28 protein-coding genes and 1 riboswitch are annotated in these 24,908 nt (G+C 64.1%); of the genes, 4 read left to right on the forward strand and 24 right to left on the reverse strand.

Features of this window, described 5'->3' with window-relative positions:
• Window positions 1–192 precede the first annotated feature (192 nt).
• The 4 genes from B4920_RS11585 to B4920_RS11600 form a co-directional block, all read right to left on the reverse strand.
• Entirely contained in the window at window positions 193–855 is a 663-nt protein-coding gene (locus B4920_RS11585) for a DUF799 domain-containing protein (protein ID WP_079434846.1), read from the reverse strand.
• Between the two features lie 37 nt (window positions 856–892).
• Window positions 893–1,276, reverse strand: a complete 384-nt coding sequence (locus B4920_RS11590) for a DUF4810 domain-containing protein (RefSeq protein WP_254050908.1) — start codon at window positions 1,274–1,276, stop codon at window positions 893–895.
• Entirely contained in the window at window positions 1,273–1,947 is a 675-nt protein-coding gene (locus B4920_RS11595) for a CsgG/HfaB family protein (protein ID WP_079434847.1), read from the reverse strand. The genes B4920_RS11590 and B4920_RS11595 overlap by 4 nt, the downstream gene beginning before the upstream one ends.
• Window positions 1,948–2,043: 96 nt before the next feature.
• Complete coding sequence (locus B4920_RS11600) at window positions 2,044–2,559, reverse strand: hypothetical protein (protein ID WP_079434848.1); 516 nt, start codon at window positions 2,557–2,559, stop codon at window positions 2,044–2,046.
• Between the two features lie 499 nt (window positions 2,560–3,058).
• Here B4920_RS11600 and B4920_RS11605 point away from each other — a divergent pair, with 499 nt between their 5' ends.
• Complete coding sequence (locus B4920_RS11605) at window positions 3,059–3,340, forward strand: hypothetical protein (protein WP_139379498.1); 282 nt, start codon at window positions 3,059–3,061, stop codon at window positions 3,338–3,340.
• 374 nt (window positions 3,341–3,714) lie between these two features.
• Here the strand turns inward: B4920_RS11605 and B4920_RS11610 are convergent, their stop codons facing one another.
• The 18 genes from B4920_RS11610 to B4920_RS11695 form a co-directional block, all read right to left on the reverse strand.
• The gene (locus B4920_RS11610) at window positions 3,715–4,104 is read right to left on the reverse strand and encodes a hypothetical protein (protein ID WP_079434850.1); all 390 of its coding nucleotides are present in this window, start codon (window positions 4,102–4,104) and stop codon (window positions 3,715–3,717) included.
• A 294-nt stretch (window positions 4,105–4,398) separates the two neighbouring features.
• Window positions 4,399–4,935, reverse strand: coding sequence for a lipocalin family protein (locus B4920_RS11615; RefSeq protein ID WP_079434851.1), 537 nt, complete (start codon window positions 4,933–4,935; stop codon window positions 4,399–4,401).
• Between the two features lie 93 nt (window positions 4,936–5,028).
• The gene (locus B4920_RS11620; protein ID WP_216819839.1) at window positions 5,029–5,199 is read right to left on the reverse strand and encodes a hypothetical protein; all 171 of its coding nucleotides are present in this window, start codon (window positions 5,197–5,199) and stop codon (window positions 5,029–5,031) included.
• Window positions 5,200–5,747: 548 nt separating this feature from the next.
• Entirely contained in the window at window positions 5,748–6,905 is a 1,158-nt protein-coding gene (locus tag B4920_RS11625) for an ABC transporter substrate-binding protein (protein ID WP_079434853.1), read from the reverse strand.
• A gap of 128 nt (window positions 6,906–7,033) precedes the next feature.
• On the reverse strand, window positions 7,034–8,260 hold the full coding sequence (locus B4920_RS11630; protein WP_079434854.1) for a hypothetical protein: 1,227 nt from the start codon (window positions 8,258–8,260) through the stop codon (window positions 7,034–7,036).
• A gap of 10 nt (window positions 8,261–8,270) precedes the next feature.
• Complete coding sequence (locus B4920_RS11635) at window positions 8,271–9,035, reverse strand: hypothetical protein (RefSeq protein WP_079434855.1); 765 nt, start codon at window positions 9,033–9,035, stop codon at window positions 8,271–8,273.
• An 18-nt stretch (window positions 9,036–9,053) separates the two neighbouring features.
• Entirely contained in the window at window positions 9,054–9,560 is a 507-nt protein-coding gene (locus B4920_RS11640; RefSeq protein WP_079434856.1) for a hypothetical protein, read from the reverse strand.
• A complete protein-coding gene (locus tag B4920_RS11645; RefSeq protein ID WP_079434857.1) occupies window positions 9,557–9,835 on the reverse strand; it encodes a DnaJ domain-containing protein in 279 nt (92 codons plus the stop codon). The genes B4920_RS11640 and B4920_RS11645 overlap by 4 nt, the downstream gene beginning before the upstream one ends.
• 5 nt (window positions 9,836–9,840) lie before the next feature.
• A complete protein-coding gene (gene metF, locus B4920_RS11650; protein WP_079434858.1) occupies window positions 9,841–10,698 on the reverse strand; it encodes a methylenetetrahydrofolate reductase [NAD(P)H] in 858 nt (285 codons plus the stop codon).
• A 50-nt stretch (window positions 10,699–10,748) separates the two neighbouring features.
• Window positions 10,749–12,176 carry an adenosylhomocysteinase gene (ahcY, locus tag B4920_RS11655; protein ID WP_079434859.1) on the reverse strand — a complete coding sequence of 476 codons (1,428 nt, stop codon included), beginning with the start codon at window positions 12,174–12,176 and terminating at the stop codon, window positions 10,749–10,751.
• A 101-nt stretch (window positions 12,177–12,277) separates the two neighbouring features.
• A riboswitch (S-adenosyl-L-homocysteine riboswitch) is annotated at window positions 12,278–12,386 on the reverse strand.
• 54 nt (window positions 12,387–12,440) lie between these two features.
• Complete coding sequence (dsbD, locus tag B4920_RS11660) at window positions 12,441–14,261, reverse strand: protein-disulfide reductase DsbD (protein ID WP_079434860.1); 1,821 nt, start codon at window positions 14,259–14,261, stop codon at window positions 12,441–12,443.
• An 87-nt stretch (window positions 14,262–14,348) separates the two neighbouring features.
• The gene (cutA, locus tag B4920_RS11665; protein WP_079434861.1) at window positions 14,349–14,684 is read right to left on the reverse strand and encodes a divalent-cation tolerance protein CutA; all 336 of its coding nucleotides are present in this window, start codon (window positions 14,682–14,684) and stop codon (window positions 14,349–14,351) included.
• A gap of 7 nt (window positions 14,685–14,691) precedes the next feature.
• On the reverse strand, window positions 14,692–15,492 hold the full coding sequence (locus B4920_RS11670; protein ID WP_079434862.1) for an ABC transporter permease: 801 nt from the start codon (window positions 15,490–15,492) through the stop codon (window positions 14,692–14,694).
• 6 nt (window positions 15,493–15,498) lie between these two features.
• Window positions 15,499–16,455 (reverse strand): ATP-binding cassette domain-containing protein, encoded by a 957-nt coding sequence (locus tag B4920_RS11675; protein ID WP_079434863.1) that lies wholly within the window; start codon window positions 16,453–16,455, stop codon window positions 15,499–15,501.
• A complete protein-coding gene (locus B4920_RS11680; RefSeq protein WP_079434864.1) occupies window positions 16,455–17,063 on the reverse strand; it encodes a glutathione S-transferase in 609 nt (202 codons plus the stop codon). Before B4920_RS11680 ends, B4920_RS11675 begins: the two co-directional genes overlap by 1 nt.
• 13 nt (window positions 17,064–17,076) lie before the next feature.
• A complete protein-coding gene (locus B4920_RS11685; RefSeq protein ID WP_079434865.1) occupies window positions 17,077–17,715 on the reverse strand; it encodes an alpha/beta hydrolase in 639 nt (212 codons plus the stop codon).
• Between the two features lie 2 nt (window positions 17,716–17,717).
• Window positions 17,718–18,026, reverse strand: coding sequence for a ferredoxin (locus tag B4920_RS11690; protein WP_079434866.1), 309 nt, complete (start codon window positions 18,024–18,026; stop codon window positions 17,718–17,720).
• A gap of 94 nt (window positions 18,027–18,120) precedes the next feature.
• Entirely contained in the window at window positions 18,121–19,200 is a 1,080-nt protein-coding gene (locus B4920_RS11695; protein WP_079434867.1) for a VanZ family protein, read from the reverse strand.
• 224 nt (window positions 19,201–19,424) lie between these two features.
• Between B4920_RS11695 and B4920_RS11700 the strand changes: the two genes are divergently transcribed.
• Both B4920_RS11700 and B4920_RS11705 read left to right on the forward strand, forming a co-directional pair.
• A complete protein-coding gene (locus B4920_RS11700; protein WP_088179450.1) occupies window positions 19,425–21,590 on the forward strand; it encodes a hypothetical protein in 2,166 nt (721 codons plus the stop codon).
• A 302-nt stretch (window positions 21,591–21,892) separates the two neighbouring features.
• Window positions 21,893–23,062 carry a hypothetical protein gene (locus B4920_RS11705; RefSeq protein WP_216819840.1) on the forward strand — a complete coding sequence of 390 codons (1,170 nt, stop codon included), beginning with the start codon at window positions 21,893–21,895 and terminating at the stop codon, window positions 23,060–23,062.
• A gap of 233 nt (window positions 23,063–23,295) precedes the next feature.
• On the opposite strand, the gene B4920_RS29910 is transcribed toward B4920_RS11705, so the two are convergent.
• Window positions 23,296–23,583, reverse strand: coding sequence for a hypothetical protein (locus B4920_RS29910; RefSeq protein WP_216819842.1), 288 nt, complete (start codon window positions 23,581–23,583; stop codon window positions 23,296–23,298).
• Here B4920_RS29910 and B4920_RS29915 point away from each other — a divergent pair.
• Window positions 23,560–24,357: a hypothetical protein gene (locus tag B4920_RS29915; protein ID WP_216819844.1), complete on the forward strand. Its 798-nt coding sequence runs from the start codon at window positions 23,560–23,562 to the stop codon at window positions 24,355–24,357. The genes B4920_RS29910 and B4920_RS29915 overlap by 24 nt on opposite strands.
• 68 nt (window positions 24,358–24,425) lie before the next feature.
• Here the strand turns inward: B4920_RS29915 and B4920_RS11715 are convergent, their stop codons facing one another.
• Window positions 24,426–24,896 carry an SCP2 domain-containing protein gene (locus B4920_RS11715; RefSeq protein ID WP_079434869.1) on the reverse strand — a complete coding sequence of 157 codons (471 nt, stop codon included), beginning with the start codon at window positions 24,894–24,896 and terminating at the stop codon, window positions 24,426–24,428.
• Window positions 24,897–24,908: the final 12 nt, after the last annotated feature.

A 24,908-nucleotide genomic window follows, 5' to 3' on the forward strand; every position in this document is an offset into this window, starting at 1 on the left:
GGGCTCATTCATTCCGTGCCCCGCGCACACCGGATCAGCGCTGCCGAAATGCGCGACAGGCAGCCGGCAGGGAAATCGCCCACCCGCGTCGGATAGATCAACGGCGCCCGCGTAAGGTGGCGCGCGACGATCCGCTGGGAATGCATCGGCTGCCTGGGCGGCTGCTGCTTGGGGGCACGCCCCTTCCGGTTATCAAGGAGTCGGCGAGCCGTCCTTCAGATACTTCGGTGAGCGCGGACCGTAAAGAATCCCATTGGGTTGCCCGGCAGAGAGCAGACGGCTGCTGGTGATGCCGGCAATGGCGTGCCCCCGGTTGGAAAGGGTGTCGCTGATCTGGGAAATGATGGCCTTGATCAGCAAACCCGCTATACCGCCACTGGAATTATTGTCGGTCTCGCTGGTGGAAGCCGTTGCGCTGCCTTCCCACAGGGTTGCCCCGGAACGTAGATCCACCAGCTTGCCGCTTGCCGTCACCCGCGTCTCGCTCGACACCACCATATAAGACGTGCCGTATTGCTTGACGTTGATATACAGCGCCGCATCCGCGCCGAAGATCTGGCGCAGTTTGCCGATGGAAATCTCGTGGATGTCGGCGGGCGCCGTCATGCCGTTTTGCCGGAAGGCCTCGTCGACCAGCGTCACCGGGAGCACGTAATAGCCCGACTCGGCCAGCGGGAGCGTCGTCTGCGACCACAGGCTGTAGGTCGCGCCGATGTCCGGCGAACCGTTGAGGGGCGGAAGGACGAGGATGGAGGCTGGACGGCTTTGCTGGAAAGCCGAGTAATCGTATTTCTTGCCTTGCGTCGCACAGCCGCCCAGCAGCAAGGCGGCGGCCAGCAGGGTGGTCCATTTCATGGCGTATTTCTCTTTCATCGTGTGCCTCGACGGACCGTCAGGGGGAGACCTTCTTCAGCAGGAAATCCATGAACGTCGTGCTTTCCGGAAACTGCTGCTTCTCTGCTTCGAGGTTCTGCTTCATGCGATCGGCGCGCCCGCTCTGACCGTACAGCATCGCCAGATGGGCCTGAAAGCCGGGTGGCAGGGGCTTGCCCTGCGCCGCGGCTTTCTCACGCGTTGCCTCCAGGGCCTGGATCTGATCCTCCGGCCCCTTTTCCCCCTTGAAATAGGTGTAGACCTGGGGCTGATAGTCGCCCCAGTAATACACGGACTGCGGGCGGTTGGCGCAGCCCGTCGTCAGCGCGGCGGTCAGCACCGCCGCGGCCAGCAAACCACTTCTGTAAAGGCGATACATGGCGAGGGCGTCGGCGCGGATCAATTGGCGGGGCGCCAGGCGCCGCTTTCGATGCCGCCTACGAGGCTGTCCACCGCCTCGCGTATTGCCAGATCGAGCACCTTGCCGTTGAGGGTCGAGTCATAACTGGCCGTGCCGCCGAAACCGATCACCTCCCGGTTGGACAGGCTGTATTCGCCGGCGCCCTGGGCCGAATAAACGACCTCGGCGGTCTGCACATCCACCACGTTCAGCGTGACCTTGGCATAGGCGATCTGCTGCTTGCCGCGCCCCAGGATGCCGAACAACTGGTGATCGCCGACTTCCTTGCGGCCGAATTCGGTGACGTCGCCGGTAATGACGAAACGCGCGCCCTTCAAGGTCTGCGTCGTTTTGCTGAGCGCCGCCTCCTGCTTGATCTCGCTCATGTTGTCGCGGTCCAGCACGTTGAAGCGATTGCTCTGCTGCAGATGCCCGATCAGGATCGTCTTGGCCTGGCTGCCGAGGCGGTCTACTCCGTCGGTGAAAATGCCGCGCATGAACGTGGAGCGATTGTCGAACTTGCCCACGGAAATGGGATTGCGCACGCCGCTATAGGGGCGCGCCGCCGACGCGGATTTGGCAACGGCAAGACTGCGGGAATCTTCGGTTGCACAGCCACTCAGCATGCCGATGGCGCCGGCCAGAACAATTGCCGGAACAAGGACGCGTTTCATATTTCTCTTCTCGGAGTCGATGGGGAATGTTTTCAGCATCATTGTATGTTTCTGTGATGGTCCGGTCTGTGAATCGGGGCACAGGGAGCCGGCCATTCAGGGCCGACTTGACTGAGCCCTTCGCCGACACTGGAGTTTTCGTATCGCCATCGTGACCAGCCCGAACGCTCCCGCATAGATGCATAACCAATGCAACGCCCCAAGGGATACCAGCCCCTGAAAGGGATTGGCCGTACTGAATGGTGCGAGCGGCTGGATATCCCCATGCATCAGGCCGTCCAGCACGATATGGGTATAGCTACCGAGCACGGCACCGATGACAACAGGCAACAGGGTGAGCGACTTCCAGCCGAACAGATTCGGAATGCAGTGGACTTTGGCACCCACTTTCAACAGCCCGATGAACAAGGCCACCGTCAGCCCGATTGCGACGGCGACCCCCACAAAGGTATGGAAGAAGCGGTGCAGCGGATACTGGTGGGTGAGCATGTAATACAGGGGCTCGACATCCACGACTACATTGGCCGCGCAGAAGGCGAGAAAGCTGATGCGGCGCGGCGCCAGCGCATGCAAGGCTGCGCCGGGGCCGAAGTGGAATGGCGTGAATGGCATCCGTTCACCCTTGCATCACGTATGACGCTGAATTGATGGTGGAGTGAATTATGCCAAAGCGGTTGCCGTGTGCGCTCGGTTCCTTGATCTCCGGGCTGACGGGAGATCGCTCCACACTTTGCTGCTGCGTTCTTGACGCCATGTCGCAGCCCGGCCAATATTCCGCGCGTCGCTGAGACAACAGCGATACGGGTTTGGCGACCTGGATCAACGAAGGCAGACATTTCAGCCGCATTGCGGCCTTTTTTTGTCTGCAACACCCTTGGTGCGTCCTGATCAATGGCGGGCCGGGTGGGGAGGGCTTCGGCCCTGCCGGTGCCTTCGTTCCGGTTCGCCAACCCCGCTTTGGCCCGCCCCCCGTTTGGCGACGGAGGGCGGATTCAGTCCGCAACGAAGGAGTTCCCACCATGACCATTTCAGTCCTGGCGTGCTTACGCTTGCCCGCGCCTATTCCACCAAGCCAATCTGCAGACGCGCTTCCCTTCGGGAGGTGCGGGCAATGAGCACACCACTGTATTTTCCCGCCACCAGCAGTCCGTTGTACCGCCTCGACGATGAAACCGATGCGATGGCCCTGACCGACCAGATGTCAGCCCGCCTCGCACAACTGCAGGCCTTGCTGGCGATGACCTACGGCGATGCCGGTGACGCGTTCCGGCGGATGGCGCAAAGCCACAGGGACGATTACCTGTGGGCCTGCTACATGATCGCGGGAGAAGTCCGCGAGTTGGGTGACGCGCTGCTGGTTCAGAGACGCAAGGAAGCGGGACTCAACGCTTGATGCTGCCTCGCGCCGAATGCTCGGCATTCAGCGCGAGACTCCGATATGGCTAAACGCTGCCTTATACCTCGCCCAGAAATGGCTTGGGACAAAACCGTCGATTGCTGACGGTTCCATTCAAGTCCCTGATTCGCTGCGGTCTTTAGTGCCGCATTGGCGGTGGCGCGATAGAGCAATAGCACTACTTGTCATGACTATCGGTGGTTTCCATTTCGGTCGAAGCGGTCGCTTGGAGCAAGTGACACGAAAGACCGTTACTGGCCGAAAGCCAACGTTCTCAATTCTCTGCGCGACCATCGGCTCCGGCCGATTACCGGACTGCAGAAGAAGCATCTGCGCGCCCTGCGCAAACAACAGTCGATCCAGATGGCCGTTCATGCCGGCGTTTCGTCAGATTTACCCACGGACCTGGTCGATGCCTTCCCTCGCCCCTTCCTCTCCGACCGCTTCTTCAACCCCAGCGCGGCCAGTTCGTCCGAATCCGGCCCGTAGATGGCCTTGACCTGGCTTTTCACGCCGAGGATCAGTTCGTGGAATGCGTGCTGGGCGGCGATGAGGGCGTCGCGGGTGGCGGCGTGGGTGTGGCGGGCGTGGAGTTCGGCTTCGTGGGCGGCGTTCAGCTTTTCGTAGGCGGCGCTGACGGCGGGGAAGCTGTAGTCGTCCTTGTAGGACTGGTAGTGGGGGATGCCTTTGAGGGCGCGGTAGGTATCTTCGTCAGCCTTGAGGTGCTGCGGCGACATGCGGACTTTGTTCGGATTGGCCATGGCGTGTGTGCGGTGGGCAAGAGACGGGAGACGCTGTCTATGCTCGATACACTACGCCGGCTTATGCATTTTGGGCTGTGACATGACGCACTCGAAGGCCCGGAAGTGAGTTCGGCAAGCGGCGATTGGACTTCGCGAAGTGGCGAAGATGATTCGCGAGGTGACGAAGAGGATTCGGTGATATGCGATAAGTATTCTGGGCGCCCCGAAATTTTTTCGTAGGACTCAGAATGCTTTTAGGCGCTGACCGAAGTCATTTCGCGTGGCGCAGAAATGACTTCGAGCGTGTCTGGCTCAAGGCCTGGCGGTGCGCTGGTGATCGACCCAGATCAGTTTGTCCGTGGCAAAGCCCAGGGCTTGCGCCTGGGTCAGCAGTTGCTGGCGAACATCGGCGGGGAGTGTCGTGTCGCGGGCCAGAATCCACAGGTAATCGCGGTCGGGGCCGGCGACGAGGGACCAGCGATAGTGCTGCTGATCGAGCGCGATCACGTGATAGCCGCCGTAGAAGGGCCCGAAGAACGAGACCTTCAGCGATCCCGTGTCCTTGTCGCCAGTGAACAGCGCACGGCCGATGGCTTCTTTCCAGGCCTGGCGTCGGGTGTCGTAGCCGCGATTGATGACCTTGACGCTGCCGTCTTCCTGCAACGCGTAGGTGGCATTCACATCGCTCATGCCGCGCTCGAACGAATGATCGAGCCGGGCGATTTCATACCATTGGCCGAGGTAACGATTGATGTCGAAAGACGTTACGGGATGCACGCCTTCAGGCGGCATCGTCGAACAGGCGGTCAGTGACAGGGCGAAGAGCAGGGTGAGGATGGCTGTGCGCATGATCGACATCATACGGGCCGAGGCATGACGATGAGAACTACAAGAGCGTTGCTGGTGGCCGGCTCTCGCGGTCCATTGTGTGTGGGCTTGCTGTCAGTTCTGAAGGGCCCAGGCGACGCCTTCGGTCGATGCGTAATGCAGGGCTGCCGTTTGACTCGTGAAGCTGGGTTTGAAACGCATGATCCGGGTCGTGGTGGATGTGCCTCTGCCCGAGTGAATGGACACCGATGCAGCAAAGCCGCCGTCGGAGTGCTGTTTGGTCATGGGGGAAACGCGAAAGCGGCCTACGGTGATGGGTGTGTTGTTGTGCATAGTTTATTTTTTGAGATGGCGCGTGCCATGCAGAATGGATTTAACAAGACAAGGCTTACCGTGTCTTGAGGCGTACTCCAGGAGCGCAACGTCACGATCGAGCAAATCCGATTGCCCCTGGTGTCGTGGGTACGCCGTGCTTGCCGGTGCCAAACGCGATGACGCGCTATGGCTTGTCCGCCGGTTTGTTTTCAAGAAGGGGAAGGCTTCGCATCCGGGCGTTCCGTTGGCGCCATGACTGGCAAATTCGGGACGCTGCGTCTGGATGGGAGGGTTACCGCTGCTTGCGCGATAGGCGCTATTGAAATTCACGAAAAGCCCCGGTTGATGGCGGGCTTCTTGGTGAATTGGTGGCGCACCCTACCATGCGTGGTCTGGATTGTGCAATAGATTTGTGTCGTGATTGTGACGGCGCTTCTGACTTTTGCGTTTCAGGGGGGCTCGAAGGATTCAGCGCGGTTGGCCTTGGCCTCCGGGCTCCCCTGGTGTCTGCTGCGCGTTCAGCGCATCAGCTTGCCGCCGCTGCCGACGATGGTTACTTCGGCGAAGTGGGAGCCCTGGCGCTTGCCGGGGCCGAAGTCGAGGGTGTAGCCGCCGGCGTCGTAGTTGTGCAGGCTTTCGAGGGCGGCGGTGAGTTTTTCGCGGGTGGGTTGAGGGCCGGCGCGGCGCAGGCCTTCGACAAGCACTTTGGCGGAGATGAAGCCTTCCAGCGTGGTGTAGGTGAGGCCGGCGGCGGGTTGCAGGGCTTTGGGGATGGTTTCGAATTCGCGCACCAGGGGGAGCGCGGCGTTCCACGGGTAGGGCATGACCTGGGAGATGGCGATGCCGGTGGCGTCGGCGCCGAGTTCGCTGCTGAGGGCCTTGACGCCGACGACGGAGACGGCGAACAGCTGGGCCGCGTTGCCACTCTGCTTGAGCTTGCGGACGAAGGCGGCGGTGGCCTTGTAGGTGCTGAACATGATCACGGCCTGCGGGTCGGCGGCGGTGATGGTCCGCACGGCGGGGGCGACGTCGAGGGTGTTCTTGTCGAAGGAGCCCTTGGCGGCGATGGTCAGGTTGCGCTTGCGCAGGGCCTTGGTGACGCCGTCCACGCCGGAGATGCCGAGGGTGTCGTCCTGGTAGAAGACGGCGATGCGGGTGACGCCGGTGGTGGTGAGCTGGCGGACGATCTTCTCGGCTTCGTCGCCGTAGCTGGCGCGCACCCAGAAGGTGTAGGGGGAGGCCTGGCTGCGCAGGTCGTCGGAGCCGGTGTAGGGGGCGACGGAGGGGACCTTGCGTTCGTCGAGCAGGGGCATGACGGCCCAGTAGTTGGCGGTGCCCATGATGCCGAGGAAGGCCAGCACCTTGTCGTTGTCGAGCTGTTTCTTGACGTTCTGTACCGCGCGTTCGGGCACGTAGGCGTCGTCGGCGCTGACGAGCTCGATCTTCTTGCCGTGGATGCCGCCCTTGCTGTTGATCCACTTGAGATAGGCCTGGGCGCCGTCGCGCAGTTCGGTACCGAGCTCGGCGAGGGGGCCGTTGAGGGCGAGGCTCTGGCCGATGCGGATGGTGTCGGTCGCGGTGGGGGCTTCGGGGGCGGCGTGTAGCGGGGCGCTGGCAAACAACAGGCTGCCGAGCAGGGTGGTCAGGGCGCAAAGGCCCCGGGCGGAAAATCCCATGACAGTCTCCATGGACAAGGTGACGGAGCCGGTCTGCTGCCGGCTCTCGGTTGCTGGAGGCGCGAGTTTATCCGCAAGGGATGCCTTGCGGATATGGGGCTGTCATGGGTTTGGCGTGATGCCGGGGCTTAGCTGCGTTTTTTCCAGCTGGCGCGGCAGGTGTCCTGCAGATAATCGAGGATGTCGCCTTCGTCGTGGTGGTCGAGCTGCATGCGGGCTTCGGGGCCGAGGTCTTCGAGCCACATGCGGCGCACGTCGGCCTGGTATTCGAAGGGGACGACGTTTTCGATGAAGTGGGCGACGGCCTGTTCGTCGAAGCCGGTGTCGCGGAAGTTGTCCCAGATCTGCAGGGCGTCTTTCTTGCGCAGGTTGCGGGTGGGTTCGATGCCGGTGGCGACCATCAGCAGCACGCCGCACTGGACGTCGGTGTGGTCGCCCTGGCGGCCGGTGATGCGCAGCCATTCCTCGGCGCGGGCCTTGTCGTGGTGGGTGATCTCGTCGACGGAGCTGGTGTCGAAGAAGAACAGGCCGGAGAAGCGGTCTTGATTGCGGTAGAGCTCGGTGGCGGGGACTTCGCGGATCACCGGCAGCACCTTGGCGATGAAGCGCTCCTTCTCCTTTTCCATCAGGCCACGCAGGTGGGCGGGGGCGTCCTCCAGCCAGGCGTCGAGGGTCGGGAAGGCGGGGCTGCGCTTCTTGAGCGCGGCTTCGTGAAGCTTCATGAAGCGGTCGACGCTGAAGAAGCCGGCGGGCTTGCGTTCGCTGAGGAGGATCAGCAGCGCGCTGTTGATCACCGATTCGCTGAACACATGCCATTCGGTGGCGTCGTCGCGGCTCACGCCGAACTTGCCGGCCAGCCAGTAGGCCAGTTCGATGTGGTGCTGGTGCTGCTCGCGGGCGCGCTGTTCGGCGAGGTAGCGGGAGTAGGTGATCGGCGTGACCGAGGTGTGCTTGTCGAGAAAGTCCTTCTCGTTCTCGCGCAACACCTCGGGGCCGGCCAGCAGGCGTTCGCTGGGCAGGGCGTGGAGCTTGCGCAGGCGGTCGGCGCCGGCCTTGGAGAGGGCCAGCAGCGTCTTGTCGCGCAGCAGCTGGGTGGCGACGTCCATGCGTCCACCGGATTCCGCTTCGAGGGCCAGGCCGACGAGGGTCACCAGCCGGTTGCGGGCGGCTTCCAGCTCGGGGCGCAGGTTGGCGGTGCCGAAATAGGCGGCCAGCTGCACGATGCCCTTGGCGCCTTCCTTGCGGATGCCGTCCAGGCGGGCGGCATCCACGTGGTGGTTCTTCAGCGCGTGACGCAGCACCCGTTCGAAATAGGGGCTGGTGTCGACGGTGGCGAGTGCGGTATCGATGGACATGGGCGTCGGATCAGATCGCGGATTCTTCGTCGTCCTCTTCCAGGCGCGGTACGCCCGGTTCGGCTTCGGCGGGCAGGCGGGCGGCTTCGGCGGCACGCTGGAGGCGGTCCTGGATCTCGATGACGAGCAGCTCGAACGTGTCCTGGAACTCATGGCGCAGCACCCAGGCGGTTTCCATCCAGTCGCTGTCGGCCACTTCGGAGCGGGACATGCGGACCCGCACCATCTCGACCGCATCGCCGATCTCCAGGCCCTGGTCGAGCTCGTCCACGCGCTCGGCGTCCCAGGTGATGGCGGATTTGGGCGCGAAGGCCTTTTCGGCATCGATCTCCTGTTCGAACACGCCGTGGAAGGCGAGGGCGAGCAGGGAATCGTAGTGGTCGATGAAGTAGTCGGCCAGCAGGCGCACGCCTTCGTCGTGCTCGGCGAGGCATTCCAGCACTTCGGCGCAGGACGGGCCGGTGCGGTGCATGACGGCGTTCATGGTGTTGCGCAGGCGCGGCACGTACTTCTCGAGGGGCTCGCCGTACTGGCGTTCGAGGAGGATGGCCTGGACGAACTGCTCGGGGCTGACCAGCAGGTTGATGACCGATTCCTTGCTGGCGTCGAACTCGCGCATGACGGCCAGGACGTCCTTGGGGGCCATCTCGTCGAGCACCGCCACCAGGGCGTGGTCGCCTTCCTGTTCGGCGATGACGGCGAGGTTGGCTTCGGCTTCGGCGATTTCGCCGGCCTGGATCAAGGCGTGGGTTTGCTTGATGACAAGCTCAGACATGGAGAGAAAACCTTTCGATTAACGGTCGACAGCGTCGAAGCCCTGTTCGGACAGCCATTCTTCCCCGGCTTCGCCGAGGTCGTCGCTGTCTTCGTCTTCATCGCTGGTGCTGGGCGTGGCAGCACGGGCGATGGCGCCGCTGCCGAGCATCCATTCGAGCACCGCGGCGGTGACGAGGAAGTCGGCGCCGCCGTCCTGCTTGAGGCTCTGGGCGATGAGCGGCTGGGCCCACGGGGCGATGTCGAGGGATTCGGCGAGTTCGTCCCAGGCCGGGAAGCTGCCGTCGCCGGGTTCGGTGTGCGAGGCGGCGTGCAGGGCCTTGGGCGCGCTGAAGCGGAAGGCGCCATGCAGCGCGGAGGCCACCATCTCGGGGGCGGTGTCGATCATCGAGAGCAGGAAGGGGAATTCGCTGTGCTTCTCGCGGACGCGCTTCTTGAGCACGTCCTTGCCTTCCGAGTCGGAGCGCAGGTCGTCGATTTCGCTGGCGTAGCGCTCGAAAATGTCTTCGAAGTAAAACGAGGTCAAGAAATTACCTTTTCAATGTACGAGGCCCACAGGGACGTGGCCTCCTGCAGCGGGTCGTCGATGAGGTTGCGCTGGCGCAGGGCGTCGTAGTCGCGCCGCTTGGCCTCGTCGGAGAGCAGATCATAGGCCGCCTGGATGTCGCGGAAGCGCGCCGCGGCGCCCGGATCGGGGTTGCGGTCCGGGTGGTAGAGGCGCGCCGCCTTGCGGTAGGCGGTCTTGATGACTTCCGCCGAGGCGCTGGGGGCGACACCGAGGACTTCGTAGGGATCGCGCATGGCGCTCAGCCCTGCCTGGTGTTGACCTGACCGATGCCCAGCCGTTCGCACAGGGCGATGGTGGGGCCGGCCTGGTTCATGCTGTAGAAGTGCAGGCCAGGTGCGCCGGCTTCGATCAGCCTGGCGCACAGCTCGCTGACCACGTCGAGACCGAAGGCCTTGATGGAGTCGGAATCATCGCCGAAGGCTTCGAACTTGCGGCGCATCCAGCGCGGGATCTCGGCGCCGCAGGCGTCGGAGAAGCGCGCCAGCTTGGAGAAGGAGACGATCGGCATGATGCCCGGCACGATGGGCACGCTGAGGCCGAGGCGCTCGCATTCGTCGCGGAAGTGCAGGTAGGCGTCGAGGTTGTAGAAATACTGGGTGATCGCCGAGTTGGCGCCAGCATCGACCTTGCGCTTGAAGGCCAGCAGATCGTCCTTCGGGCTGCGCGCCTGGGGGTGGTATTCCGGGTAGGCGGCGACTTCGATATGGAAGTGCTCGCCGGTTTCGGCACGGATGAACTCCACCAGCTCGTTGGCGTAGCGCAGCTCGCCCGGATCGCCGACGCCGGAGGGCAGGTCGCCGCGCAGGGCGACGATGCGGCGGATGCCTTCGGCCCGGTAGCGCAGCAGGATCTCGCGGATGTGATCGCGGGTCGAGCCGATGCACGACAGATGCGGCGCGGCCTGGTGGCCTTCGCGCTGGATCTCGAACACCGTTTCGAAAGTGCGGGCCTGGGTGGACCCGCCGGCGCCGAAGGTGACCGAGAAGAACTCGGGCTGCAGCACGGCCAGCTGGGCACGGGTGGCGCGCAGTTTCTCGACGCCTTCCAGGGTCTGGGGCGGGAAGAATTCGATGGAGAAGGGAGTCTTGTTCGGCACGGGATTTCCTCTCGGGCCCGTCGGCGCAGCGCCGACGGGCAGGGGCCAGCTTAGTAGCGGTAATGCTCGGCCTTGTAAGGGCCGGCCTTCGGCACGCCGATGTAGGCAGCCTGCTCGTCGGTCAGCTCGGTGAGCTGGGCGTTGAGCTTCTTGAGCTGCAGGCGGGCAACCTTCTCGTCCAGATGTTTGGGCAGCGTGTACACGCCCACCGGGTAGTCGGCGGTGCGGGTGTACAGCTCGATCTGGGCGATGGTCTGGTTGGCGAAGGAGCTGGACATCACGTAGGACGGATGGCCGGTGCCGCAGCCGAGGTTAACCAGGCGGCCCTTGGCGAGCAGGATGATGCGCTTGCCGTCCGGGAAGATCACGTGGTCGACCTGGGGCTTGATCTCTTCCCATTGGTACTTCTCGATGGAGGCGACGTCGATCTCGTTGTCGAAGTGGCCGATGTTGCAGACGATGGCCTGGTCCTTCATGGCGGCCATGTGGTCGTGGGTGATGACGTGGAAGTTGCCGGTCGTCGTCACGAAGATGTCGGCCTTGTTTGCGGCATATTCCATGGTGACCACGCGGTAGCCTTCCATGGCGGCCTGCAGCGCGCAGATCGGGTCGATCTCGGTGACCCACACCTGGGCAGAGAGGGCGCGCAGGGCCTGGGCGGAGCCCTTGCCCACGTCGCCGTAGCCGCACACCACGGCGACCTTGCCCGCCACCATCACGTCGGTGGCGCGCTTGATGCCGTCCACCAGGGATTCGCGACAGCCGTAGAGGTTGTCGAACTTGGACTTGGTGACCGAGTCGTTCACGTTGATGGCCGGGAACTTGAGTTCGCCGCGCTGGTGCATCTGGTACAGGCGATGCACGCCGGTGGTGGTTTCCTCGGTGACGCCCTTGATGGCGGCCAGGCGCACGGAGTACCAGCTCGGATCGACGGCCAGCTTGGCCTTGATGGCGGCGAAGAGGATGGTTTCTTCTTCGGACGAGGGCTTGGCGATGGCGGACAGATCCTTCTCGGCACGGGCGCCCAGGTGCAACAGTAGGGTCGCGTCGCCGCCGTCGTCGAGGATCATGTTGCTATAGATCTTTTCACCACTCGCCGCCGCCGGCCACTCGAAGATGCGGTGGGTGTAATCCCAGTAGTCGGCCAGCGATTCGCCCTTGACGGCGAACACCGGGATGCCCTGCGCGGCGATGGCAGCAGCAGCGTGGTCCTGCGTCGAGAAGATGTTGCACGAGGCCCAGCGCACTTCGGCGCCGAGAGCGGTCAGCGTCTCGATCAGCACCGCGGTCTGGATGGTCATGTGCAGCGAGCCGGTGATGCGCGCGCCCTTGAGGGGCTGGGCCGCGGCGAACTCGTCGCGGATGGCCATCAGGCCGGGCATCTCGGTCTCGGCGATCTTGATCTCCTTGCGGCCCCAGTCGGCCAGGGAGATATCGGCAATAACGAAATCGGTGAACTTTTCAGCCACAGCGTTCATGAGAACTCCTCGAACATGTGGCCGGGAAGGGACTACGCGTGGCTTGGTATGAAGGCTCACCGCGTCTCCCCGTGCCCGGCACGGGTTTGCAAACAAGCATGGACGGGTGAGCGCAGTTGCGGGTGACGCAGAGAAAAACCTCGCGGCACCGACATCGAGCCTGGGACGGCGGGCCTTGCACCCGGCGGTCTTGCAGCGCTCCTCGATTCAGGGTGGCGATTATAGCGGATCGACGCTGATTTTCTTGAGAATTTTGCCGCGATCCTACAGGGCTGCGTCGAGCACCTTGGCGAAGACTTCCGCTTCCTGGAAGCCGATCACGCGCAGGTTCTGGCGCTCTTCGCCGCCGGCCTTGAAGAAGATGATGCCGGGCGGGCCGAAGAGGTTGAAGCGCTTGAGCAGGGCCTTGTCGGCATCGTTGTTGGCGGTGACGTCGGCCTGCACGAGCTGGAAGCCGGCCAATCGCTTGGCGACGGCCGGGTCGGCGAAGGTGAAGCGCTCCATCTCTTTGCAGGAGATGCACCAGTCCGCATAGAAGTCGAGCATCACCGGGCGGGTGGAGCTCTTGATGAGCTGATCGAGCTCCTCCACCGAGGCGACGCGCTGGAACCTGGTTTCGGCCGTGGCGGGCGCGCTGGCAGCCTGGGCGCGCAGGATGGCGAGGGGTTGCAGCGGATCGCGGGAGCCGGCCATGGCACCGATGAACAGCGCCGCGCCGGCAATCAGCGCGAGTACGCCGAAGCCCTTCCAGAAACGCTGCCAGCCGCTGGCGTGGGGCGGCAACGGATCGAGGGCGTGCAGGTAGATCGCCGAGAACACCAGCAGGCCGGCCCAGGCCAGCATCGGCACGACGCTCGGCAGCACCGGCGTGACCAGCCAGATGGCGACGCCCAGCAGCATCACGCCGAAGGCGCGCTTGACCCCTTCCATCCACGGGCCGGGCTTGGGTAGCGCACTGCGCGCAAGCACGCCGACGAGCAGCAGCGGGGCGCCCATGCCGAGGGCCATGATGAACAGCGCGGCACCGCCGAGCGCGGCGTTGCCGGTCTTGGCGATGTAGAGCAGGGCGCCGGCCAGCGGTGCGGCGACGCAGGGGCCGACGATCAGCGCCGACAGCGCGCCCATCAGCAGGATGCCGCCGGGCGAGCCGCCCTGGTGGTTGACGGTGTCGGACAGGCGGCTTTGCAGCGCGATGGGCAGTTGCAGTTCGTAGAAACCGAACATCGCACCGGCCAGCACCACAAAGACCAACGAGAAAGTGCCGAGCACCCAGGGGTTTTGCAGTGCGGCGGACAGCAGCGTACCGGACAGCCCGGCGGCGACGCCGGCGGCGGCGTAGGTGAGCGCCATGCCCAGCACGTACAGGGTGGACAGGCCGAAGGCGCGGCCCTTGGTGATCGCGTGGCCGTGGCCGACGATGATGCCGGACAGGATCGGGATCATCGGGAACACGCAGGGCGTCAGCGCCAGCAGCAGGCCGAAGCCGAAGAAGCTGAGCAGGATGGTGGCGGTGCTGCCGCCGGACAGCAGGCGGGCGACGCGGCCGGATTCGTCATGGTCGTCGTCTGCCAGCGCGGCAGCGGCAGGGGCCGCGCTGGCTGCGGGTGCGTCGGCCTTGCCCAGCGCGCGGGCCAGGAAGCTGCCGGAACCCGCGTCGGAGCCGGCTGCCGCGATGGTGAAGCTCTGCTTCTGCGGCGGGTAGCAGATGCCCATGTCGGCGCAGCCCTGGCTGCTGACTTCCAGCTCGAAGGGCGGCTTGCCGGTGACGATGGGGACGGGGATGACCAGCTCGTGGCGGTAGATCTCCACCTGCCCGAAGGCATCGTCCTTTTTCGGTTTGCCGGGCGGGATGGAGGCTTCGCCGAAGGTGACGCCCTCGGCCTGGAACTTGAAGCGGTGGCGGTACAGGTAGTAGCCGTCGGCGATCTGGAAGCGTACTTCGACGGTGTGGTCGTCCACCGCGCGGGCGGAGACGCGGAAGGCCTGGTCGACCGGCAGCGGTTCTTCGGCGGCGCGGGCGAGGCCGCCGAGCAGGGATAGCGTGAAGAACAGAAGGGGCAGCAAGAAAGTGCGGATTCGGATCATGGCCGGCAGTGTAGGGGCAGCGCGGCCGTGCCGCCCCGCGAATGGATCAAGAAATGGTGCTCGGGCTGCGCATGGTGCCTGGGACGTTCAGTCAGTAGCCCGGGTTTCGGCGGCGACCCATGTCAGGTAACCGGGCAGGCCTTCAGTGACAGGGACTGCGATCAGCTCCGGAAGTTCGTAGGGATGGGCCTCGCGCACGGCGCTCTGCAACTCGGCGTAGCGGGCGCGGGTGGTCTTGATCAGCAGCGGCACTTCGCTGGCCGTTTCGACGGCACCCTGCCAGCGATAGACCGAGGTGCATGGGGCAAGGATGTTGACGCAGGCAGCCAGGCGGCGCTCGATCAGCAGCGCGGCGAGGGTATTGGCCGCGTCGGCGTCGGGCAGGTTGGTGAACACCAGCAGGGTGTCGTCGGAAGTGTTCATGGGGTTCTCATTTCAGCAACCGCCGCCGTGTCAGCGCCAGGGCCAGCCAGAAGGCCACGATGGTGATGGCGGCCAGCACGCCGACGTGCTGCGCGATGTGTTGTGGCGCCTGGCCGAGCAGCAGCGGGCGAGCGAGGCTCACCGCGTGGCTCAGGGGCAGCGCGTCGGCGATGCTGCGAATGGCGTCGGGCAACTGGTTCTGCGGGAAGAACACGCCGGACAGCAGGGTCATCGGCGTGATGAAGAGGGTGAAGTAGTACATGAAGAAATCGTAGCTCGGCGCCAGGGCGGTCATGATCAGCCCGAGGGCGGCGAAGCACAGGCCGGTGAGGAAAATCACCGGGATGGCGGCCAGGGCCAGCGGCGAGGCGGTGAAGCCGAAGGCGGCGATCACCGCCAGGATGGCGGTGCCGGCCAGCGTGGCCTTGCTGGCGGCCCACACCAGTTCGGCGGCGACGATGTCGTCGAGGGCCACTGGGGCGTTCATGATGGCTTCCCAGGTCTTCTGCACGTGCATGCGCGAGAAGCCGGAGTACAGCACCTCGAAGGTGGCGGCGTTCATCGTCGAGTAACACAGGGTGCCGCCGGCCAGGAAGGCGATGTAGGACACGCCTTCGACCTGCGGAACCAGCATGCCGAGGCCGTAGCCGAGGCCCAGCATGTAGATCACCGGGTCGGCCAGGTTGCCGACGACGGACGGCAGGGCGAGCTTCTTCCAGACCAGGAAGTTGCGCCGCCACACCGCGGCGAAGCGCAGGGACAGGCGTGGTGGAGCAAAGTGGCCGCGGCGGCCGGACGGTTTATCCATGGGCGTTCAGTCGCGCAGTTCGCGGCCGGTGAGCTTGAGGAACACGTCCTCCAGGTTGGCCGGGCGGTGGAGGGTGCGCAGGCCGGGCTGATGGGCCAGGTGGGCCAGCAGCGGGGCGGCGTCGTCGGTGTAGCAGAAGGCGGTTTCGCCGCTGATCTCGCAGCGCTTGCTGAAGTCGGCGGCGTGGCGGGCGGCCCACGCGGCGGCACCGGACTCGGGGCCGGCGGACTGGCCGTTGCTGGTCCATTCGCCGAAGACTTCTACCACCTGCGGTTCGATGTGGGCGGCGATGACTTCCCGTGGGCTGCCTTGGGCGAGGAGGCGCCCGGTGTCGAGGATGGCCAGCCGGTGGGCGAGGCGCTCGGCCTCGTCCATGAAGTGGGTGGTCAGCAGGATCGTCGTGCCTTCCGCGGTGAGGCGGCGCAGGCGTTCCCAGATCAGGTGGCGCGCCTGGGGGTCGAGTCCGGTGGTGGGTTCGTCGAGGATCAGCAGTTCGGGCTTGTTGACCAAGGCGCGGGCCAGGGTGAGGCGCCGCTTCATGCCGCCGGACAGGGACTGGATGCGCGCGTTGTCCTTGCCCTCCAGACCGGCGAAGGCCAGCAGCTCGGGAATGCGCGGGCGGATCTCGCTTTCGCGGATGCCGAAGTAGCCGGCAAAGACGATCAGGTTCTCGGCGCAGGTGAAGTCCGGGTCGAGGCTGTCGAGCTGCGGCACCACACCGACCCGGGCGCGGGCTTCGCGGGCCTGCTCGGGCACCGGCAGACCGCACAAGCGGATGTCGCCGGCGGTGGGCGCGGTGAGGCCCAGCGCGCAGCGCAGCGTGGTGGTCTTGCCGGCGCCGTTGGGGCCGAGCAGCGCAAAGCATTCGCCGGGGCGCAGGTGGAGGTCCAGCCCGCGTACCACTTCCTTTGCCGCGCTGCCTTCGCCGAAGCGCTTGACGAGTCCGCTTATCTCGAGGGGCATCAGTTCGGCGGCGGTGTGGTGGATACGAAGGACGGCCTGGCGAGGATCTGTTCCGCCCAGGTGGCCAGTGCGGTATGGCGGGCGCGCCAGTCGAGCTCGGCGAGGCGCAGATCCAGGTAGCCGAGGGCGCAGCCGGCGGCGATGTCGGCGATGCTGAGGGGCTCGTTGCCGAGCCCGAGGCGCTGTTCGAGGCGCGCTTCCAGTGCGGCGAGGCCGCGGCGGATCTTGTCGAGCTGGCGCTGGATGTTGGCATGGTCCTGCTTGGGCAGCGGGCGGCGGCTTTCCAGGAAGGCCGCCACGGCGGCGTCGGTGATGCCGTCGGCGAGTGCTTCGCTCTGGCGCACAGGCAGCGCGGCCAGGCGGTCGGCGGGGATCAGCTCGGGACCGCCGAGGGTCTCGAGGTATTCGGCGATGACCGGCGAGTCGAACCACACCTGGCCATCGTCGGCGACCAGCGCCGGCACCTTGCCGAGGGGGTTGTAGTCGGGCACGCGGGTTTCTGGCACCCACGGGATGTCCACTTCCTGCTCGAAGGGCAGGGCCTTTTCGGCCAGCACGACGCGGATCTTGCGTGCGTAGGGGCTGGTGAGGGAGACGACGAGTTTCATTGTTTTTGTGCTGTCAGAGAGGGCGCCACGCCCGTTCGATGATGCTGCGGATGATGTGCAGCTTGCCGTGGAAGAAGTGGTCGGCGCCGGGAACGACGACGACCGGTAGCTCCTGCGGTTCGGCCCACTCCATCACGTTGGCGAGGGCGACGGTCTCGTCCCGCTCGCCGTGGATGATCAGGCTGTCCTTGGGCACCGGCAGCGTGGTGTAGCTGCGTGCGCCGGTGACTTCGCCAGCGGCGGTGCCGACCAGCACGATGCGTCCGGGCGGCGTGATGCTGTCGGCCAGGCGGGCGGCGACGCGGGTCTGCACGTAGGCGCCGAAGGAGAAGCCGCCGAGGGCCAGCGGCAGGCCGCCCCAGCGGCTCTGGGCCCAGGCGATGACGGCCAGCATGTCCTCGGTCTCGGCGCCGCCGTTGTCGTGGTTGCCGACGCTCTTGCCGACGCCACGGAAGTTGGGGCGCAGCGCCGCGTAGCCCAGGTCGCGGAAGACCCGCGCCAAGGTGTGGGCGACCTTGTTGGTGTTGGCGCCGTGGAACAGCGGGTGCGGGTGGCACACCAGGGCGATGCCGCGGACCTGGTCCGGGGTGTCGATGATCAGTTCGATCGGGCCGTCGGGGCCGTTGATGAGGGCGGTTTCGGTGGCGGGCATGATCAGATCTTCAGGCGTTCGACGATGCGGCCGTGCTGCAGGTGTTCGCTGATGATCTCATCCACGTCGGTCTTGTCGATGAAGGTGTACCAGACGTTGTCCGGGTACACCACCAGTACCGGGCCTTCGTCGCAGCGGTCGAGGCAGCCGGCCTTGTTGATGCGCACCTTGCCCTTGCCCTTCAGGCCGAGCGCGGCGATGCGGTCCTTGGCATAGGTCTGCAGTTCGACGGCGCCCTGGGCCGCGCAACAGGTTTCGCCGGGGCCGCGCTGGTTGCAGCAGAAGAAGACGTGGTGCTGGAAGTAGCTCATGGACGGGTCTCCGGGGGAGCGGTTCTGATTGTTGGAATGTGGTCGCGATTATCGGCCAATCGCTCCGTGTGCGGGAGTCGGGTGAAGCCCACGATCAGGACCGGCGGCCTTTGTCGTCCGGCACGCTGGGGCCCGTCAGGCCCAGGTAGGCAAAGGCCGCGAAGGGCCAAAGGCTGGCCGTGAGCTGGGTGAGACCGTGGAAATTGAGGAAGTTGCCGTGGCGGATCAGTTCCACGTCGCTGGGCAGGAAGGGATTCTCGGGGGCCAGGTTGACCAGCGCCGTGCCGACCAGCAGCGCCATGCCGGCCAGCATGCCGTGACTGCGCTTGGGCAGCAGCAGGCACACGCCGAGCAGCGCCGCGCCGGCGGCCAGGCCGATCTGCCCGCCGGGGGTCATCCAGTGGAACGGGTCGCCGGGGGAGAAGAAGGCTGCCGCGGCGAGGGTCTTGGCGCCGAGGCCGAGGACCACCAGCGCAGCCAGCGGCCACGGACTGAAGCGGCGCATCATGCAACTGGCGGTGAGGCCGACGGCGAGCAGCTGGCTGGTGGCGATGGCCGCTTCCACCTTCACGAAGCGGGTCGGGTTGAATTGCAGCGGGGTCGGCAGATCGAACAGGCGGCGCAGGTCGCCGGTGGCGAACAGCAGGCTTTCGGGGGTCAGCAGTGTGAGCAGCCACAGGCCCATCAGCACTAGCCCGATCTCGCCGGGATGGCCGGCGACGATGCGCCGCTGGCGCCAGCGGGTGAGGCCGCTGCTGGGGGCGAACAGGCCCCCGCCCCAGCGGGCGCCAGCCAGCGCGCCGAGGATGCCGCCGATGGTGTTGCAGCCGACGTCCACGTTGGAAGGGACGCGGCTGGGCAGGAAGTTCTGCAGCGTCTCCACCGACAGGCTCAGGCTGAAGGTGAGCAGGATCGCCAGCAGTACCGCCAGTATGCGGGGCAGACGACCCAGCGCCGACACCAGCGCGAAGCTGAAGGGCACGATGCCAATGACGTTTACCACCAGGTCGACCCAGCTGTAGTAGCGCGGCCACGGCGCGGAGAGGAAGTCGAACAGCGGCAGGCCGGGATCCCGCCAGCCGGTGAAAGGATGCAGGCAGGCATAGACGATCAGTATCCCGATAGCGGCGGCGAAGTAGGCGGCGAGCGGAGAGCTGTGGCGTGGCGAAGGCATCGGGCTGGCTGGAGAGGCGCGTCAGGCTTCATTCTAGCCGCGGTGATGCGGTCACGAGCGGAAGACGGGATTTTTGCATGTCGCAACGTCGTTGTTTGCGGTGCGCAAGTTGCCGTTGCGGTAGATGTCTTGCGTACAGGGTGTATGTGTTTTGCATTTTCAGTTGACATGCTTTTGTCATTTTATGAGACTGAAGGCATTTACCTTGTCAGCTGAGTTCGTACATGTCAGTTTCCACGGTCTCCCGAGACGTCAATACGTCTGCGTCTCTGGCCACCGGCCAGTTCTTCACCAACCCCAGCCACAGCAACAAGAAGATCCCTAACCCCCTCCCGCTGCCCGGTGTGGTGATCTTCGTGCATGGCGTGAATTCGGACGGCGAATGGTTCGACGCCAGCGAAGAAGGCTTATGCAAGGGGCTCAACAAACGGCTGGCCCGGCAGTCAGAGCAGTTGGCGTGCAACGGGCCCGAGGCTGGGCAGTTGAGGGAAGTGAAATACTCGAATGAACTCACTTCTGCTGGCTTCATCAACCCCGACCGTAGCGCAAAGAACTTCATCGATACAGAGGCTCCTAACTGGTCACCCGTCATCCGCTTCCGCTGGGGCTATAAGGCAAGCAAAGATGATCTTAAGCTCTACGGCTCCAACGTCTGGCTCAACGAGCAGGACTACTGGGGCGGCGGCCCCTTCGCCAACGGCTGCACCAGCCTGCCCGACCTCTGGAGCGACGGCACGAACGACCACCTTTTCCTGTGGCTCACCGCCCAACACCTGAACCCGGTTCCGGGCCGCGACGTCTTCACCTGCCCGCCGCGCAGCTACTACGTTTTCGCTGCACTCAGGCTCGCCAAACTGGTCGCATCGATCCGCGCCAAGCAGGCGGACTGCCCGGTCACCATCGTCTGCCACAGCCAGGGAAACATGGTCGGCATCGCCGCAGCATTTCTCGGCGAACGCCTGGGCGACGCTGTTGCCGACAATTACATCCTGTGCAATCCGCCGTTGAGCCTGCGGCCCGATAACTTCACCGAGCACTGGACCCAGCGCAACACCATCAGCACGAACAACCAGAAGAGCGGACGCCAGACCTCGGCAGCGCGGAACGCAACGCTGGCCCACTACTTCGGGATTCTGCATGCACGCGCCAGCAAGGAGCAGGATGCGGCCAGCATCGACAAGGCCATGGCCAACGAGAACTGCCCGGTCGGAACCCCATACAAGGCAGGAACGGACCGCAAGACCCACGGCTTCAAGGATCGAACCTATGGCCGCGTCACCCTGTATTGCTGCCCCCACGATCAGGTCATCTCGGCAACACCGGTACAGGGTATCGGCTGGCTCGGCATGCACGCAGACGAAATCGAGGCATGCAACGGGAAAGACGTATTCAGCCAACGGGTCTTCGCCCAAGGCTATCCGGTCGGCGCACCGCCCGGCAAATCCTCCGCCTACCACTATCTGAACGACCGCTGGAACAAAGACCGGAAAGACGGCAAGGATAGTTTCTGGCATCCCCCCTCCCCCACCGCCCGCTTCTCCCTGCGCCACGGCCTGGATGCCAACACCAGCCTGCTCGGCAAGACGATGACCGTCGCGACCTGCTGGCTCCTCAGCGCCGTCGATCTCTTCAAGCTCCCAGTCAATGCCAACCCTAAGGAGAACTGGGTCATTCCGATCAATGCGCCCCCACTGCCCGAGCCCTTCACCCCCAAGGCCCGCCGCTTCGGCCAGGTCAGCGACCAGTTCGACGAGGGCTACGACCCCGGTGGCAATTCACGCGACAAACAAAAAGGCAAAGCGGATAAGTCTGCTGATGACCCCTATGACGCCCGCACCACGCAAAAAACAAAGGACGGCTCCATGGACGACCGCCCAATGGGCGACGCCAATTCCGAAGCCCAGATGCGCTATGAAGACCGGGCCCGCCTGCGCATGCGGGCCCGGCGCGAAGGGCTGGCCGATGAAAACAACCGGGTCGTTGGCGAGGACGACCCCGCGCAGGCCAGTGAATCCCACAAACAATGGCGTAACGCCAAGATCAAGACCTTTCTATCTGAATCGGTTGATCAGAATGCAACGGACCACTCGACGATTGTGACGAACCCAATGCATGCGGAGAAGGCGATGGCTTACGACGTTGCGATTGGCGTGTGCAGATTAACCCCAGATCAACTCCAGGAATTACGAGTGGAAGCGGATTGGCGCTACCTCCCTAGTCTCATTGATCAACACCACCCCCACGCCAATCTATCGGAGTACTTCATGAGCGGCACAATGAAACGTCAAGATATCCACCTATGGGCAAACTCTGATCCAGAAGCCCTAATGCCATTAACAATCATTGATGAGCGCACCACACAATCCTCGGCACGCTCCTATCAACAATGAGATTTTTTTTCGCAAACAGGTGCCGACAAATAGCTTTTTCGGCTTGCGTTTTTCTCACTACGCTGGCTGTCGCCATATTGCTAGCCTGGAATCAAGACATAAAAACATCCGCTCATACGTGGAATATCGAGGAGATTATGCTTCGCCTCTTAATTGCCCCTATCGTTCTAAGTGCAATGGCTTTCAAGTGGTCACCAACTGAAATCGTTAGCACAGCAACAGCAGCTCCGCCAGACCTAGCCGTATCTGGATCAAACAGAAACGCTATTGCGTTCAGAGCTCAAATTGTTGGCGTGCAGTGGATGAATCCGCTCGTTCGGCGGGACTACCCGACTGAGTGGCAATTGCTGTGGACACTTGGATTGACAAAGCCCAACCAGAACGATGAAGTTGTAAAGGAAAAGCCGAAGAAATTTTCATCTGTTCAGCCCATAGCTGCCATTGTCTGGAACATGGGCAGCAAGGTTACCTTTTCAAGTTTTTTTGGCGGCTATGTGCGCCGGATTCTCCCTCCTTTCGGTCGCCCATACGTCATGAATCCGAACTACTTTTATAGTGTTCAGCCGCGCTCCCCAAAAGACTGGCGTGAACTTGCCGGCATCCATATCGAATTTGCGCTTCCTGATACGCATCTCTTACCGCCGAATGAAGCGGTGAAAATCGCGCAAGAAGCAATCACTTCAGAATTCGAATTCTTCAACCCCAACCTTTCCACCCGCAACGTCCCAGCCGACATACACGTCTCCGTCGGCGGCGCCAGCGTCGGCTTCACGTCCCTCTCCGCCGCCCTCGATTACCTGAAGACCCACCCCAAGGAATCCGTCTGGGCGATGACCTGGGATTCGCCGGATCACCCGAAGGACGAGCAGATGACCGAGAACTGCGTCCTCCTCGTCCTCGCCGGCCCCGACTTCGACACGAAACGCGAACCCCTCGCCTGGATCGGCTATCCGGCCGTCAGCAAAAACGAAGACTTCGAAACCCAGCCCGACGCGTCCCGCCAATTGCAGGCCTGGCAAGCCGCCATCCGCGATGCGGCCACCCAGGCCGACACGACGGTCCCCGCCCTCGGCCACGTCATCCACGATGCCGGCTTCGGTTCGGATGCGGCCGGACGCCGCTTGGCACAAGTCGGCCATGCCCTCGGCACGCTCAACCCCGAGTTCGACTTCGCCACTCAGACCTTCAACACCCCCAAGTTGCTTGGCGACATGCGCGCCGGCACGACGCTGACCAATGTGGCGTTGGCCATTGCTTGGACACACCAGAAAGGCAAGCCGGTGCTGGTGCTCGGCACCACCGAAACCGACCGCCTCAGCGCCGTCGTCGTCACGCCCCCCGCGCGCCCACGTATCTTCGACCCCAACCGCGACTGGTTCCGCGCCCGCGGCGAGGGCAATGCCTACCTGCCTTGGTGGGGGCTGCGCAAGAACGTGGACTGGGCGACTTATCCGCAGGGGTTTTCCGATTGAAAGCTGTTCTTGCCGGCCTGATCGGGCTTCTTGCCGGGTGCGCCTCGATCAACGAGTCCACACGAACGCAGCAGCTGGATTGCCCACTGGCCCCTTTCCGGGCACAGGTCGTTGGCGTGCAATGGATGAACCCACTTGTGAGACGGGACTACCCTACCGAGTGGCAATTGCTGTGGACGCTTGGATTAGCAAGACCGAACAAAAACGACGACATGGTCAGAACAGAGCCTGCTTCATTTAGTACGCTTCAACCAGTCGCTGCCATCGTCTGGAACATAAACGGTAGGGTCACGTTTAAAAATTTCTTTGGCGGATACGTGGATGAAATTCTGCGCCCGTTCGGAAGCCGATATGTTTTGAACGCCGACTACTTCTACACCATCCAACCGCGCTTCACGAGAAACTGGCGCGAGCTCGCGGGTATCCATATTGAGTTCGCACTTCCCGATACTCTTCTCCTCCCCCCGGACGAGGCCATCAAGATAGTCCAGGCGGAGATGAAGTCTGAATTCCAGTTTCACAACCCAAGGCTCTCCACCCGCAACATCCCCGCCGACGTCCACGTCTCCGTCGGCGGCGCCAGCGTCGGTTTCACCTCCCTCACCGCTGCCCTCGACTACCTGAAAACCCACCCCAAGGAGTCCGTCTGGGCGATGACCTGGGATTCGCCGGATCACCCGAAGGACGAGCAGATGACCGAGAACTGCGTCCTCCTCGTCCTCGCCGGCCCCGACTTCGACACGAAGCGCGAACCGCTCGCCTGGATCGGCTATCCCGCAGTCCACAAGGTTGGGGACTTCGAAATCAGTGCGAACGAATATCACCCCTTGCTGGCCTGGCAAGCCGCCATCCGCGATGCGGCGACGCAGGCCGACACGACGGTCCCCGCCCTCGGCCACGTCATCCACGATGCCGGCTTCGGCTCCGATGCGGCCGGACGCCGGCTGGCGCAAGCCGGCCATGCCCTCGGCACGCTCAACCCGGAGTTCGATTTCGCCACTCAGACCTTCAACACCCCCAAGTTGCTCGGCGACATGCGCGCCGGCACGGCGCTGACCAACGTCGCCCTGGCCATTGCCTGGACGCACCAGAAAGGCAAGCCCGTGCTGGTACTCGGCACCACCGAAACCGACCGCCTCAGCGCTGTCGTCGTCACCCCACCGTCCCGCCCACGTATCTTCGATCCCAACCGCGACTGGTTCCGCGCCCGCGGCGAGGGCAATGCCTATCTGCCCTGGTGGGGGCTGCGCAAGAACGCGGACTGGGCTACGTACCCGCAGGGGTTCTCCGATTGATTGTCATGAACCGTATTGGCGGCTGCAGGGGAAAGAGGACATCGCTACCCGGCAGGCGAGGACTCGACTCAGGACGGAAGCACGCCCGCGCCTGTGCTGCCAAAACGTGTGATCAGTGGTAGGCGGGCCAGCAGCGCGTCCCAATCCACCGCATCCAAGGTGTTCTTGACCAGCAGGCCGAGGTCGGTTTCGCCTTCCATCAGCAGGCGGCGGCTGAAGAACAGGGTGTCCGGGTCTTCCTCGCGCAACGCGAGGGCCAGGTAGTCGCGGGTGGTGGCGGAGATGGTCAGGTCCGGCTGGCGCGAGTCGAACCGCGGGCGGAAGCCTCGCGAAGTGAAGGTGAAGCGCAGCGCCAGGCCAGCGTCGGTGACCTTGAGGAGCAGGCGCTTGCCGGTCAGCGGCTCCAGCGTGTCGCGGGGCAGGATGCGGTCGAGGGCCAGGTTGAGGGCGCCGACCAGCGCCAGCGTCGGCGGCAGTTGGGGCAGGCGGGCACCGACGCTGGCAATCGGCTTGGGCAGGGTGAAGGCGGGCAGTTTCATGGGCGGGCACTC

The organism is Zoogloea sp. LCSB751 (genome assembly GCF_002028455.1).
Lineage (GTDB): Bacteria > Pseudomonadota > Gammaproteobacteria > Burkholderiales > Rhodocyclaceae > Zoogloea.